Below are 13699 nucleotides of genomic sequence, written 5' to 3'. Positions count from 1 at the left end.
AGCACCTGCTTTTGCAAGCAAGTGCTTATGACAACCTATAATACTTCCGACAACATGGGAATCGCATCCTGCGCTCCCAAACGGGTCACCGCAATGGACGAGGCGCGCTGGGCGATATCCACCGCTTCGTCCATGCTTTTGCCGGCGATGATCATCGCGGCCAGCGTACCGGAGAACGTGTCCCCGGCCGCCGTCGTATCGACGGCCTGAACCTTGCGCGCTTCCTTGTATACGTTCTCCGTTCCGTTATAATACACGATGCCCTTATCTCCGAGCGTAATGAGCGGATAATGGATTCCTTTGGCCCGCAGCTTGTTCAAAGCCTCCAAAGCATCGTCGGTGCTCCGGATCTCGACCCCCGTGTAGATGCGGCATTCAATTTCGTTCGGCGTAAAATAATCCACTCCCTGCAAAACTGCATCCTCGATCGGAACCGCAGGCGCCGGATTCAGGAAAATCGGCACTTGGCCTTTCACCAAACGAATCACCTCGTAAACCGTCTCCATCGGAATTTCCAGCTGCAGCATGACGGCCGCGGCCGAAAGCAGCTCCTGATTGTAGCCTTGAATATAGCCGGGAGAGACTTCGTTGTTGGCGCCGCCGTCGAGAATGATGCTGTTATTTCCGTTGCATACCGTGATAGCCGCCACGCCTGTCGTCACATTCGGCTCACGCTTGAGGAAGTCCGTGCGCACACCGAAGCCGCTAAGCCGGTCGATCAGGGACTGGCCGAAAATATCGTCGCCCACCTTCCCCATAAACCACGTTTCGGCGCCCATCTTGGCGCAAGCTACCGCCTGATTGGCCCCTTTGCCGCCGGGAGCTAGGAAAAATCCGTCGCCCCGCATCGTCTCCCCGATCTCGGGAAGACGGCTCGTTCGCATGACCATATCCATATTTGCACTGCCGACAACCATAATTTTCATCGAAATTCGCCCTCTTCGTTACAAATTCACCGGACTTCTAGAGCTCCGTGACTCGAATATTGCTGTAGTAGGCTCTCGCCGCGCCAAGGGTGCTGACTCCGTACATGCCGTAGCCGAACGTACCGTCCGTATGCTGCAGGATCGGCTCCCCGTTGATGAACAGCGTGATGACCTGCCCTTGCACCGTCACCTTGAATTCATAGTTTTGACCAAGCTGCCAGGGGTAACTGACTCCGGTTAGTTTAGTATAACCGAAATCGTTCAGGTAGAGGGAGACTTGATCTTTTCCGTCAAAGCCCGCGTGATACCCGCGCATCGCTCCTTGAGCGCGAATCGCCACCAGATGCGAATCGCCGATTTGCGGATTAAGGTCCAAGGTTACGGTATAATCGGTGGCAAAATAGTTGCCCGTATACGCTTCGCTAGGCTCGGCGGTCATCAGATACATCGAACCGTCCGTCAGGCTCCATGCGCCGTTATTGTGAGCGAAAGGCGTCACGCATCCAAAATCGACGGACTGCTTATGGAAATCGATCGTGTAGTCCGCTTTGCCGGAAATGCGGAATTCGTCAATAAAGATGCGGCCGAGGCTTTTCGGCTTACGCGTCGAATACGATTCGAGCACGATACCGACCTCGTCGATCAGCTCGCCTTCTGAATCGGGAATGACGAACTCCACCTCGATCCACTCCTGATGTACGAGCTTGATATAGCCTTGGACGAGCTCCTTCATGCTATTGTGCAGCCGGACGTAAGGCGCAATCCCCATCGTCTCGTTGCCACCCCATTGGTCCAGATAAATGTTCATCGACACTTTCTGACCCGAATACGCTCTTGGCGCAAACGTCGGCGAATACCGCTCGTCGCTGAAATCGGCGCGGGTGTAGAAAGGCTTGTAAAAGATTTTCGATTTCTCGCCGCGGGTCATGCGGTCAAAGACGACTTCGAGCGATCCGGTTCCGCGGAAGGCTCTCTCCGTCGAATGCCGCGCCTGGCAGAAAAACGGATCGGAAACCCGGATATTGTGCGTCGAGCCCGGCAGCTCGAAATCAAAATAAATGTCGCGCTCCGTAAAGCTGTCGACGAGTTCTTGCGGGCACGGCTCCTTCGCCAGACGATAGCCCAGAATCGTCAATTCCTTGGCATACGTAGGAATATCCAAAATGTTCAAGTAGCCGGAAATGCCCGACATCACGATGGAGTCGTTGATCGGCTTACGGTACTTGTCCGCGATGCCTTCCAGGCCGCAGGCGACACCGAGCACGGTACCGACGTTGCCCGCATTGCAATCGGTATCCCAGCCGCACATCGTGGCGATTTCCACCGTCCGGTTGAAGTCCCCCTGACCGTAAATCATCGCCAGTACGCAGACGCCGGCATTCGGAATAATGTGGCACACGCCCGTATATTTGTCGTAGCCCCAATCTCTTTCGAGCATGTCGCGGCATGCCCGGAAGTCGTCCGGCTGCTGTGCGTGGAATTCCAGCACCGCTCTCGACACTCGCGCATAGAGGGAATCCGCAGGAATTTGACCGAGCCCCGCTTCGATAATTTCACAGATATCCGGCGTTTCGAACGCCTTGGAGATCGCCGCGCAGAAAAATCTCGCGCCCAGCACCCCTTCGCCGTCGTGCGACACGCGGGCCGCAGCTTCGCCGAAATCGGCGGCTTTCTTCGGATTGCAAGGATTGACCAAGCCCCACGTATCGATAAAAATTTGCCCGCCGATCTGCTCGGCGATAATAAGCCCGTTCTGCTCGATCGAGCCGGATTGCGGGGCTGGAATTCCTTTTTTCAGGTTGATGTAAGCCGTATGCTCCGTGCTGACGCCATAGCCGCCCCACCAGAACATCCCGATCCCTTCGCGGGCGTAGTTCAGCCAGGCGCGAGCCACATCGTTCGGGGTAATATCGCGGTCGACGGCGTCGTCATACAACGCACGCAGAAAATAATACGGACCGTTCGCGTCGTCATCGGCAGCGAAATTTTTGAATTCCTTCACGTAGTCCGTAATCTCGCCGTACGTATTTTTGATCCGCTCATAAGTCCAGATCGTCGGCTCCACCGGCGCGCCCAGCCTTATGCCAATATTCATGCCCAAATAACCTGCATAAACTTTCTCTAAATAATTCGAAGGAATCATGTTCCGTGCACCGCCTTTAAAAATAATGTTCACCGGACCTCCAAAAACTTTTGCCGCTTGCTGTTCAATTCCAGATCCTCTTGAATAATCCCCACGGCCGCTTCAATAAACCGGTCGCAGCTCCCTGCCATATCCTGCTTATTCGTCTCTTCCAGCACCGCGATTTCGTCGGCCGGGATCGCCGCCACGCCCTGCATCGCGCCCAGAATGGCGCCGATCATGACGCCGATCGAATCCGTATCGCGGCCGGAGCTTACGCCGTCCTTGACCGCCTCCAGGAAATTGCCGTCGTGCAGGACCATATACGCAAGCGCCATCGGCAGCTCCTCGATGGAGAACAACCGGCTTGGCGTGTAATGATTGGAAGGGATACCGACTTTATCGATGCTCCGGTTGACATCGTCGCGCATCGGAGAGTAGACCGCCATCACTTCGTGTAAAGCATGGACAACCTTGTCCCGGTCCGCTCTATCCGCTCGCAGGAGCAGGGCCTTCTCGCAAAGATCGTAAATGGCCCGCTTCGTGCCGTCCTTGGCATAATACACCGCGGTCTCCGCCACATCATAGACCGTTGCGTCCGGCTCGAATGCCTTGGCGACGCAGGAAGCCATCACGCCGGCCGCTTCCAGCCCGTAGCTAATTTGATGGCCGGAGGCGAACAAGATCGCCTCGTCGTACGCTCCCTTCGGATTGCAGGCGTTCACGATCCCGACGGGAGCGATATACATCGCCGCTCCGCAGTTGACCATATTGCCGTAGCCGCCCTCGCGGGGCTCGCAGTTCGCAAGCACATGCCGGTTGAAAATATGCTTCTCCGGATAAAACAACCGGTCCAAAATAAGCGCTTCCCGGCCGAACTCCGGAATATACCTCGGCCGGAAAGCAATTTCCTTCACAAATTCGTTCGCCATATCGTAGGCGTCCAAATGCCGGCGCTCCGTGCAATACACGTTCATCAGCGCCAGCGTCATGAGCGTGTCGTCCGTCACGATGCCTTGGCCGCGCATTCTGCCGAGCCGCGTCGTTTCCGGCCAATCCGCCTTCCACCATTTCGTCTTCGTCGTTTCGACGCGCCCGTATTTTTCTTTGATTTGACCGTAGGTCATTTTCTCGACAACTGCGCCCATCGCATCGCCGTACGCCGTCCCGTAGACGACGCCTTTCACCCGATCCGCAAAAGACAGCATCGGTTCCTCTCCCTCCGCAGGAAGTGCGAGGCCACCGCCCCGCACTTTACCAGCCGTTTATTTTATCGTTTGGTTGGCGTAATCCGTCATTTCCTTGCCGCCCGCGGCGTTCCAGGCTTGCACGAACTGGTCGAAATCTACGATCGTTTTCTTGCCCATCACCACGTTGGCGGCAAATTCTTTGTAAAGCGCGTTGCAGGCGTCCCACTTGGCTGAAAGCTCCGCAGGAATGATAAAGCTGTTGTCTTTTTTGGACAGCTTGGACATCATCTCCAGCGATTTCGCCGCCGATTCGGACAAGTAAGGCGTCGACGGATCGAATTCCGGCTTGAAGTTCACGGTCGACTCGACGAACCGCGGATACCACTCGGCCGATTTTGCCGTCAGCTTGATTTTGTTATCGACGACGGTGTATTGCTCGCCTTCGATGCCGAGCTTATCCAGCAGTTGGCCTTTCGGGCTGGCCAGGTACTCCAAGACGGCGAACGCCATCTCTTTATTTTTCGCGGTCTTGGCAATCGCGAAGCCGCGGCTCTCCTTGCTCACGTCAACCGGGGTGTATCCTTGGCCTTTCCCTTTTGCCGGCGGCAGAGGCATTACCTTCGCGGCGGCTCCGTTCTGAGACGTCGATTTCGTGTTGTAAAGGTCGATGACTTTCCCTTGCGTCCCGGCGATAACCGCCGCTTGACCGTCGTAGAACGCTTTTTCCTTTGTATCCCATTTTTTGGTCAGGAACTCGGGATCGAGCAGGCCGTCCTTGTACAGCTTCGCATAAAACTCCAGCTTGTCTTTCTCGAAGGAGGTCGTTTTGCCGAATGCGTACTTGCCGTCCTCGCCCTTCAGCCAAGTGGAGGTCAGTCCGAACGCTTGCCCGAACATGGCGTCAAGCTCGTCGAGCGTACCGGCTGTCGTATAGGCGAATTTGGTGCCGTTCTTTTCTTTCAGCTCTTTGAAGAAGGTATAGTAGTTGTCCACGGTTGGATTAACCAGCAATTCCTTGCCCGATGCCGTCTTGTCAAACCAGTCCTGACGCACGACCGGAACCGAGCTGCTCGTTGGCGACAGCCACACCAGATATGGATAGTTCTTCGTTCTTTCCTGGTTGTACGGGTTCATGGACGCTTTCACATGCGTCGATTTTTCGATGTACGGCGTCAAGTCTTCCAAAATTTTTTGGGTGACCGCGAACTGGTAATCGCCACCTTGGAAATAAATCAGATCGGGAATGTTGCCGCTTTGCAACAGCAGGCCCAGCTTCTCGGAGTAGGTGCCGCTCTGCACGGGAACGAGCTGCAGCTTCACGTTTTTGCCTTCGGCCTTCATGCCTTCTTCGATGCCTTTGAGAAATTTATCGTCGGGCTGCAGGTCCTTGTCGACAATCGTAATCGTGACCGGCTGGTCGCCGGACGGCGCCGCGGCCGAATCGCCCGGAGCTTTCGAGCTGCCGGAGCTGCACGCGGCGGAGACGACCAGCAAGCTTGCAGCGAGCAGGGTGAACATTTTTCTCATTACTATTTCCTCCCCAATGTCTTGTGTGGTTTATTCTTTGACGCCGCCATCCATTACTCCGCTGGTGTAATACTTCAGAATAATAGGATAGAGCATGAGAATCGGAATCATGGCGATGACAATTGTAGCCGCTTTCAGCGAAGAGAAGTCGAGCTGCGCGATATTGTTGTTTTGGAGCAGATTCGCTGCGCCGACCAGCGCCGAAGTGTCCCGCTCCACGACAAATTGTCTAAGCAGCACCTGCAGCACGGTATTCTCGCGGCTGGACAAGAAAATGCTGGATTTGAAAAACTCGTTCCACTTCGCAATCGCGTAGAACATCCCGATCGTCAGCAGTGGTATGCGCGCCAGCGGCATAACGATGCGGATAAACAAGGTCATATGCCCAGCGCCGTCGATTCTGGCCGCTTCCAGCAGGGACTCCGGAATTTCTTCCAAAAAACGCATCATTATAATCAAGTAGTACACATTGATCATCCGGTACAGCACCATCGACCATAAGCTGTCGAGCAGATGCAGATCCTTCATGACCATATATTCCTGAACGATCCCCGGCTCGAAAATCATGATGACGATCAGAAAAATCATGATCGGGGTTTTGCCGACCAAGTTTTTTCGCGTTAAGACGTAGGCGGCAATCGTCGTAAAAAAGATACATAAGCCGGTGCCCACCACCGTAATAAACAGCGAATTCATCAGCGCCTTGCCGACAATCGGATTGCCGAGAACGACTTGAAAGTTGATCAGCGAGATCCCCTTGGGCAGCAGATCGTAGCCTTTCAGCTGATGAACCTGGTCGGGATGCGATAACGCTCTGGCGAACAAGTTTACAATCGGCACGAACATCGTCAGTGTCAGCAGCGTCAGCAGCAGGCCGATCAACGTTTTGGAAACGGTTATTTTTTTGCCAACCATCTTGGCACCCCCTTACCATGCGCCTTTCGAGGTCAATTTCTTCGATATAAAATGAGTGGACAGCACGAGCACGACGCCAATCAGGCTCTTGAACAGATTGGCCGCTGTAGCGAACGAATACTGCCCGTTGATCAAGCCGACACGGTATACGTACGTATCGATAATATCGATCTGGCTGTTGACCGAATCGTTGGTGAAGTTCAGTACCTGATCGAGTCCGGCATTCATAATGAAGCCGACATTGAGGATAAAGATCGTGACCATCGGAACGTACAAATGCGGCAACACGACTCGGGTGACAATGTGCCAGCGCGACGCTCCGTCGACATAAGCCGCTTCGTACAAGCTTGGGCTGATGCCCATAATCGCGGCCAGAAAAATAATCGAGTCCCAGCCGATACTGCGCCAGGCTTCGCTGGCAATCAACACCCACCGGATGCTTCCTTTATCCGTCAGGAAATCTTGAGGCGGAAAGCCGAGCGCCTTGATCAGATCGTTCACCGCACCCGTGGACGGGGACAGAAATTCGAACCAAATGCCCGCGATAACGACCCACGACAGAAAGTGGGGCAAGTACGAAACGACCTGCACCGCCTTGCGAAATTTGCCGTTCGCGAACTCGTTGAGCATCAGAGCGAACAGAATCGGGATCGGAAAAATTAGAAACATTTTCATCGCGCTAATGATTAATGTATTGGCCAGTACGTTGGAAAAAATGGGCGTGCTGAACAGCTCGCGGAAATATTTGAGTCCCACGTACACGTTGTCTCCGAGAATGCGGTATTCGTAAAAAGCCAGCTTCATCCCGATAATCGGCCACACATGGAAGATGACGAAATACGCCAGACACGGGAGAAGCATGAGATAAAGCATTTTATCGGCCCATATTCGATTCAGCTTCGAATACGCTTTCATCCGTTACACCTCCTGACGGATCACAAGTTGATCTCCAGTTCCATCAACGGCGCATGCTGCTGCGCCCCGTACACGTCCCGGTCCAGGAAGGTGCCTGACGAAACTTTTCTCGCAAACGTAATTTTGAACCCGAGCGCCTGATCGAAGAAGACGATCTGCGTAATGTGATCTTGCTCAATATTGTAGAGCCGCGATACGAGCTCTTTATTGATCAGGCCTTGCTCTTTGATCTTGTAATAAATGATTGGATCGTCGAACAGCACGTCAACCGTAATTTCAAAGGGGCCGCTGTTTTTGCTGCGCAGAACGGCCGCCGCATCGAATAATTTCATCGCTTTTTACACCTCTTCATAATCGGTCCGGAACATTTCGAATCCGTCCGAGACTTCCATCAGGTGGTAAACGGAGAACTCGTATACCGCGCCAAACGGTACATCGCTGGGCGCAAACGGAAACGCCAAATTCCCTGCGGTCGCTTTTCTTCCTTCATACCCGTAATGCAAGAACGTCGATCTCACCGAGCTGCATACCGCATTGGCCAGCTCCTGCGTCTTGGCGACGACCTCGAACACGACGCCCAGCTCATGCGCCGGTTTGTGCTGCGGCTCCAGCTCCCCCAGCACGCCGTTGAGGCCGTAGTTGATAAAATGGATCTTATAGTCGTCCGGCGAAACCTCGCTGTAATAGTCGCACACCTGCTGCTTGACCAGCTCTTCAACCTCTTCAATCTTCGCAATCAGCAGCGGATCACGAACCCCTGCGATGACAAACGTGCGGTAAGCCACTTTCATCGCGCCTTCCAGCTTGATCTTGTACACCGGAGTCTCGGCGATTTGGCTGCCGCGCACTTCGACGCTGCCGTTCCCAAGCTCGGTAAAGACGCAATGCTCCAGATTGAGCACCAAGCCCGGCCCGTGCAAAATGTACGGATGGTCCTTCTCATAAAACGTGTGCGCCGCCACCGACACCGCGGTACATTTGCGGGCTTCATTGAGCGGCTGCACGATAAACGAATCCGCTTTCAAGGTACCGAGCATGCAATCCTTCGTCGTTCCCGGCTCGGCGGACAGCGCCGCGCACTCCAAAATTTTGCCGAGATGGTAAGCAAGCGCCGGATCGTAGCCATGATGCATGGCGACGGCCGCGAAGGGCGACGGGTCGTACGCGCGGCCGCAAATAATAATGTCTGCCGCTTCCTCCAGTGCCGCAATAATCGGTTCGTGCCCCATCTGCGCCACGATGCGGTCGGTCGCCGCAAGCCGTTCCGGCGTCAGCGGCGCAACGGTCAGGCCCAGCGGCTCGCACTGGCCTGCCTCCAGCTTCGCCGCCACCACGTCGCGGGGAATGTCCGCCCAGATGGTCGCTAGCTTGAGACCGCGAATCCCGTGCTCTTCCAGAATCTCCAGAACGATCGACCGGGTCCACTCCACATGAACCTCCGCGCCGCTTCCTCCGGCCGACCCGATAATGATCGGGATACCTGCTTTGACGCCCTCGCTAATGATGATTTCGAGATCCTTCTTGCAGGCTTGCTTACTAACAATCGCCGTGCCTGCGCCTAATTTATGAGGCCCTGCATCGGTAGAGCCGGCATCCACCACGATTGCATCCGGGCCGCAAGCCATCCCGTTCATAAAGGAGGACTTCGGAAACCCGTAACCCAGCATCCCGCAAGGGGCCAAAATTTTGAACTCGTCTTTTGCCATATGACTCCTCCGCCTTATCCGCTAACAATGATCTGTATTTCACAAACACACACAAATTTTGGATATTGGGTAATTGGGTGATCCAATTAAAACGTCAAAAGGATGCTGATCATCCGTTTGACTCCGCTTTGTTCGCAGAAATATTTTGCTTCACCTGCTGGAGATGATGCAGGAGCGCCGCTTTAGCTTTCGCCGGATCTTTTTCCTTGATCGCTTGAAGAATGGCGTAATGCTCCTTGTACACTTCGCTTTTGCGACCGGGGATATCGACCGTCTTGGTCAGCGTTTTTTGCAAAAGATCAATGTGCAGATCGATCAGATTCACCAGTACGACGTTATGCGTCGCTTTGGCGATCGAGAGATGGAACGCCTGATCGGGATTGACGGGATCGTCGGAGCTGCTGTCAATCGTCCCCCAGCGCTCAAGAGCGCTTTCAATTTCCGCAATATCCTGCTCGGTCGCCCGTATCGCCGCCAGCTCCACGATTCCCGTCTCGAAAATTTCCCTTGCCTCCAGCAGCTCGATAATCGTCGCCCGCTCGATATTTTCGAGGATGCGCTTCGTATCTTCCGCCTTCGTCAGATTTCTGTTGAGGAAACGGCCGCCTCCCGGACGGGTTTCGATCAGTCCCTCCCGCTCCAGAATGCGGAAAGCTTCGCGCAGCGTGCCGCGGCTGATGCCGAACGCCTGGGCCAACTCGCGTTCCGTAGGCAGCACGTCCCCCGGAGCAAGGTTGCCTTCGAGAATGATATTTTCAATCTGCTCAATGACATCTTCATAAACCCGGTGGTATTTTATTTTCTTAATAGTCATTGTCCGTTACCTTTCCACGAATTACGTTACTTTCGGATAATTGGATCACCCAATTGCCCACACCATTATACTAAGCGCAATAATTAGGCGTGTCAAGAAAAGAATAGCTTTAAGCTTGAAGACCAGGGGGCGCCCCTGATCTTCTTCAAACATCACGCTGCCTCCATCGTTGATACCATGAGGCAATATCCGTATGGACCGTCGACTCCAGTTCCCGCTCCATTCTCAAGGTCAGAAGCCAATATTGTTCTTCGACCCTGCCTCTGTCCCCCAATGCATCATAGAGCTTCATCAGAATGAAGTAGCTTTCCTCCTCATCCGGGAACAGCTCTTGAATGCGTAGATTGACCTGAATGGCCGCTTGTATTCTTCCTTGTCCCCTATAAAATCCGCTCAAGCTTCTCGCATGGTGCAGCCACAGCAGGCGAAGCCGTTCCCGTTCGTGTTCGGCCCACAGGTACTCGTAGTCTCCGAGATAGTGCTCTTGATACAACTGGAGAACATGCTCGTGCGCCTCCATCGTATGAACGTCGAGAACTCCCAATTGCTTGACGCGAGCTTCCCATTCCTCCGTGTCGATTCTTACCTCGCCCACGGTAAGCCTGTATCCGGCCTCCAAATCTGCGCTGGCGATGGATACCGTTCCCATCCCGCTCGTTTTCAAGGTTTGACGGATATGGTAAATCGTCGTATACAGCTGCTGTGCCGCTCTGGACACATCAAAATCCGGCCATAGAAGCTCAATTAACGTGCCTCTGTCCACCGTTCGGTACCGATGATGCAGCAAGTAGGCAAACAGCTCCTGTGCCTTGCTCGTACGCCATTTAACGGTTTGTGAATCGTTGCCGGGAAGTTGAAATCGGATCTGATTAAAACAGCAAATCAACGGCGCTTGGGATTCCCGGCCAGTTTCTTTGTTCGCCTTCAGCTTTCCTCTCAAACGCTGTACCGTCTGCTGCAAACGATCCGTTCGAGCAGGCTTCAAAATATAATCCAGCGCGTAGAGTTTAAAAGCGTGAATCGCATACTGGTCGTGACCGGTCACAAAAATAATCTCGATGTCGGGAACGGCCAATTGCAGCTGTTCTCCCAACTGTAAACCATTGATCCCAGGCATCTGGATATCGAGAAATACAACATCGGGCCGATGCTTGATCGCCATGTCAACCGCTTGGCTCGGGTCCATACACGTTTCGACGACTTCAACACCACCCACATCGCATTCCAGCTTTTGCTTGAGATGCCTCAAAGCCAATCGTTCATCGTCGACCAGGATCGCTCTCAACCTTGATCTCGCTCCTTTTCCATTTCGCATTTCGGCTTAAGACTTTATAAAGAACAACCACCGCCGGTTTCGAAGCGCCGGCGGTGGTCGTTTAGCTTACGGATCAATCGATAAGATGCGTTACTTTCAACAGCCTTTGAATAAGCGCGGCAGTTTCCGCACGCGTCATGCTGTCTTGCGGCTTCAGCAGTTGACCGTCTTTTCCTTCGACGATTCCGGCTGCAACCATCATAGCTACAGCTTCCTTCGCCCAAGAAGAAACGTTCTTCGCATCGCCGAACGCCGAGAGTCGCGCATCAAGCTCACTCGAATTGATGTCTTTTTGCGAATTGATCACGCGATAAGCGCGGGCAATCATGGCAATCCCTTGCTCTCTGGTGATCTGCTGATCAGCTCGGAACGAGCCGTCTTCATAGCCAAGCACGATGCCGAATTCGTTGGCAATGGTTACGGCACTATGGTGCCAGGCCGACGAAAGCACGTCATGGAATGTGCTCTGCGGCACATCCTGGCGCAAGAGACCCAGACCGGAGACGACAATAGCCGCAAATTCAGAACGGCTCACATTGCGATCCGGCGACCAAGTATTGTTCCCCGTTCCCTCAAGATCCAGTCTCGCTGCAATGTTGTTCACTTCCGCTTTGGCCCAATGGTTTCTTACATCATCGAAGTCCTGCGGATTCCAGATGACGGAATACGTGCCATGGCTACGCAAATCGTTGATCATTGCAAAATATCGGTTGTCAATTTTCGTAACGACCGTCGGAACATGGAATACGGTTCCGTCCGGGTACACGATAACGCCTGTCGTGATTCGATTCGGATCGACGCCTTCGGGCAGCGCAATGTATTTCGCGGCATATCCGTTCAATTGTCCCGCTCTAACCGTCCGTCCCTCACGGGTGAAGGTCAAATCGAGATTGACCGGATCAACGAGCAGCTGATACCCTTCTGCCGTTGCCTTGCTGCGGGCAGTTTCGATCTGTACGGCCGAAGCACGCTTAATGTCAACATGGACCGCAATATCGCCAAGCGCTGCATTATTCCATTGCTTCGCGATGGCATTCAAGTCCAACTGGTTGCCAGGAACCCGGTAGATCCCGAGCGGGCTGCTAATTTCCAGGCTCGAGCCGGTGTCGACCAACCGCTTGACGGTCGTTCCCGTCAAGCCATCCACCCGGGCATCGCCTTCCGGAATGCGGATGACGAGTTTCTGTCCGTTGCCTTGCGACAACAGATCGTTCAGCTTGCTTGCATCGACTTGAATCTTCGTATGCGTGCGGCCATCGGATCGCTCCGTCGTTCCCTTGGCGAACGAAACGTCCTTGCCGTTCACGCTCGTTCCGATACCAGCCGGTTTAGAAACACTTCCGCCACCGCCTCCCCAACTGCCACTGCTTCCGCTCGATGTGGTGTTGGAGTTGGAGTCATACGCTCTTGTTACGGTAACCGTGTATTGCTTGACTACGCCGTTCCGATCGGTTACTTTGACGACGATCGTATTGGCGCCGACATTCAGCCCATAATCCGGGCTTGCCTTTCCATTGGTCAAGGTTGTAAACGCCCCGCCGTTGACACTAATTTCAACAGTGGCCTTCGGATCAAGCGTCACCGGTGTCCATCCAAGCTGGTAAACGCTGCTCGGTACGCTCATCGTGTAGGCTTCCTTGTCCGGATCGAAGGCCGGATTGAGGCTTCCGGTAGAAGGTGTCAGCGAAGCCAGCTTGCTGGAGACGCGCAAAATTTCCATCGTGTACGTCTTCTTCTTCCCGTTCGGATCGGCCACTTCCACCTTGATCACATTTTTGCCTTCCTTGAGAGGCAGACTGCCCCAATCCTTTGCGTTAACCTCTTGGCCGTTCAAAGTGACCGTCATCTTGCTATTCGGATGGAGCGCTTGCGGAGCGATGCCAACACCGTAGACGGCATTCGATACCACTGCTTCATAATTCGATTTCTTTCCGTCAAACACCGGGGACAATACGACTGGCTTGCCGTTCTTCAAATCGACAACATCCAGATTACCAAGCACGGCATCCAACAGGTCTAATTGCTTGCGCGCTTCAGTCAGTTTAGCCAAAGCCGTCTCAACTTCCGCTTGCGTGGCGTTTGGATTGTCCAGCACCTTCTTCGCGTTAGCCAGCGCACTTTGCAACGCTTGCCAGCTTGTCGGCGTATAGTCGGCTTCTTTCAGGTTTTCACTATCAATTTGATTCGCTTTCGCTTGCAGTGCGGCTTTGTCCACACTTGCACTTACAAGGACAAGACCGTTTCGTGCTGTTTCCAGCGCTTTCAATGC

Annotated in this window: 11 protein-coding genes; all 11 read right to left on the bottom strand. The window is 53.9% G+C overall.

Translation table 11 applies throughout. The annotated features are described in order from the left end of the window. Window positions 1-35: 35 nt before the first annotated feature. Window positions 36-926 carry a ribokinase gene (gene rbsK / locus BLO51_RS18940; RefSeq protein WP_090674360.1) on the bottom strand — a complete coding sequence of 297 codons (891 nt, stop codon included), beginning with the start codon at window positions 924-926 and terminating at the stop codon, window positions 36-38. A 37-nt stretch (window positions 927-963) separates the two neighbouring features. Continuing rightward, complete coding sequence (locus BLO51_RS18935; RefSeq protein ID WP_174551274.1) at window positions 964-3069, bottom strand: ADP-ribosylglycohydrolase family protein; 2106 nt, start codon at window positions 3067-3069, stop codon at window positions 964-966. Window positions 3070-3098: 29 nt separating this feature from the next. Continuing rightward, the gene (locus BLO51_RS18930) at window positions 3099-4256 is read right to left on the bottom strand and encodes an ADP-ribosylglycohydrolase family protein (RefSeq protein ID WP_090674358.1); all 1158 of its coding nucleotides are present in this window, start codon (window positions 4254-4256) and stop codon (window positions 3099-3101) included. 57 nt (window positions 4257-4313) lie between these two features. Beyond that, window positions 4314-5765 carry an extracellular solute-binding protein gene (locus BLO51_RS18925; protein WP_090674357.1) on the bottom strand — a complete coding sequence of 484 codons (1452 nt, stop codon included), beginning with the start codon at window positions 5763-5765 and terminating at the stop codon, window positions 4314-4316. 30 nt (window positions 5766-5795) lie between these two features. After that, entirely contained in the window at window positions 5796-6680 is an 885-nt protein-coding gene (locus BLO51_RS18920) for a carbohydrate ABC transporter permease (RefSeq protein WP_090674355.1), read from the bottom strand. Window positions 6681-6692: 12 nt separating this feature from the next. Next, complete coding sequence (locus tag BLO51_RS18915; protein WP_090674354.1) at window positions 6693-7595, bottom strand: ABC transporter permease; 903 nt, start codon at window positions 7593-7595, stop codon at window positions 6693-6695. 20 nt (window positions 7596-7615) lie between these two features. Beyond that, entirely contained in the window at window positions 7616-7927 is a 312-nt protein-coding gene (locus BLO51_RS18910; RefSeq protein WP_090674352.1) for a DUF4387 domain-containing protein, read from the bottom strand. A 6-nt stretch (window positions 7928-7933) separates the two neighbouring features. Next, a complete protein-coding gene (locus tag BLO51_RS18905) occupies window positions 7934-9301 on the bottom strand; it encodes an acyclic terpene utilization AtuA family protein (protein ID WP_090674351.1) in 1368 nt (455 codons plus the stop codon). 109 nt (window positions 9302-9410) lie between these two features. Further along, the gene (locus tag BLO51_RS18900; protein ID WP_090674349.1) at window positions 9411-10115 is read right to left on the bottom strand and encodes a FadR/GntR family transcriptional regulator; all 705 of its coding nucleotides are present in this window, start codon (window positions 10113-10115) and stop codon (window positions 9411-9413) included. 145 nt (window positions 10116-10260) lie between these two features. Beyond that, complete coding sequence (locus BLO51_RS18895) at window positions 10261-11400, bottom strand: response regulator (protein WP_090674347.1); 1140 nt, start codon at window positions 11398-11400, stop codon at window positions 10261-10263. Between the two features lie 103 nt (window positions 11401-11503). Next, window positions 11504-13699 (bottom strand): S-layer homology domain-containing protein (locus BLO51_RS18890; protein ID WP_174551273.1); only part of this gene is annotated, 2196 nt, incomplete at its 5' end.

The sequence above is a fragment of the Paenibacillus tianmuensis genome (genome assembly GCF_900100345.1).
Taxonomy (GTDB): Bacteria; Bacillota; Bacilli; order Paenibacillales; family NBRC-103111; genus Paenibacillus_G; species Paenibacillus_G tianmuensis.
Note: the sequence above shows the minus strand (reverse complement) of the source record. Positions and strands in the feature narration are given on the sequence as shown.

What these genes read in the sequence shown, in the direction of transcription:
- rbsK (WP_090674360.1), bottom strand. Translation starts at nt 926, where the DNA reads ATGAAAATTATGGTTGTCGGCAGTGCAAATATGGATATGGTCATGCGA.
- BLO51_RS18935 (WP_174551274.1), bottom strand. Translation starts at nt 3,069, where the DNA reads ATGATTCCTTCGAATTATTTAGAGAAAGTTTATGCAGGTTATTTGGGC.
- BLO51_RS18930 (WP_090674358.1), bottom strand. Translation starts at nt 4,256, where the DNA reads ATGCTGTCTTTTGCGGATCGGGTGAAAGGCGTCGTCTACGGGACGGCG.
- BLO51_RS18925 (WP_090674357.1), bottom strand. Translation starts at nt 5,765, where the DNA reads ATGAGAAAAATGTTCACCCTGCTCGCTGCAAGCTTGCTGGTCGTCTCC.
- BLO51_RS18920 (WP_090674355.1), bottom strand. Translation starts at nt 6,680, where the DNA reads ATGGTTGGCAAAAAAATAACCGTTTCCAAAACGTTGATCGGCCTGCTG.
- BLO51_RS18915 (WP_090674354.1), bottom strand. Translation starts at nt 7,595, where the DNA reads ATGAAAGCGTATTCGAAGCTGAATCGAATATGGGCCGATAAAATGCTT.
- BLO51_RS18910 (WP_090674352.1), bottom strand. Translation starts at nt 7,927, where the DNA reads ATGAAATTATTCGATGCGGCGGCCGTTCTGCGCAGCAAAAACAGCGGC.
- BLO51_RS18905 (WP_090674351.1), bottom strand. Translation starts at nt 9,301, where the DNA reads ATGGCAAAAGACGAGTTCAAAATTTTGGCCCCTTGCGGGATGCTGGGT.
- BLO51_RS18900 (WP_090674349.1), bottom strand. Translation starts at nt 10,115, where the DNA reads ATGACTATTAAGAAAATAAAATACCACCGGGTTTATGAAGATGTCATT.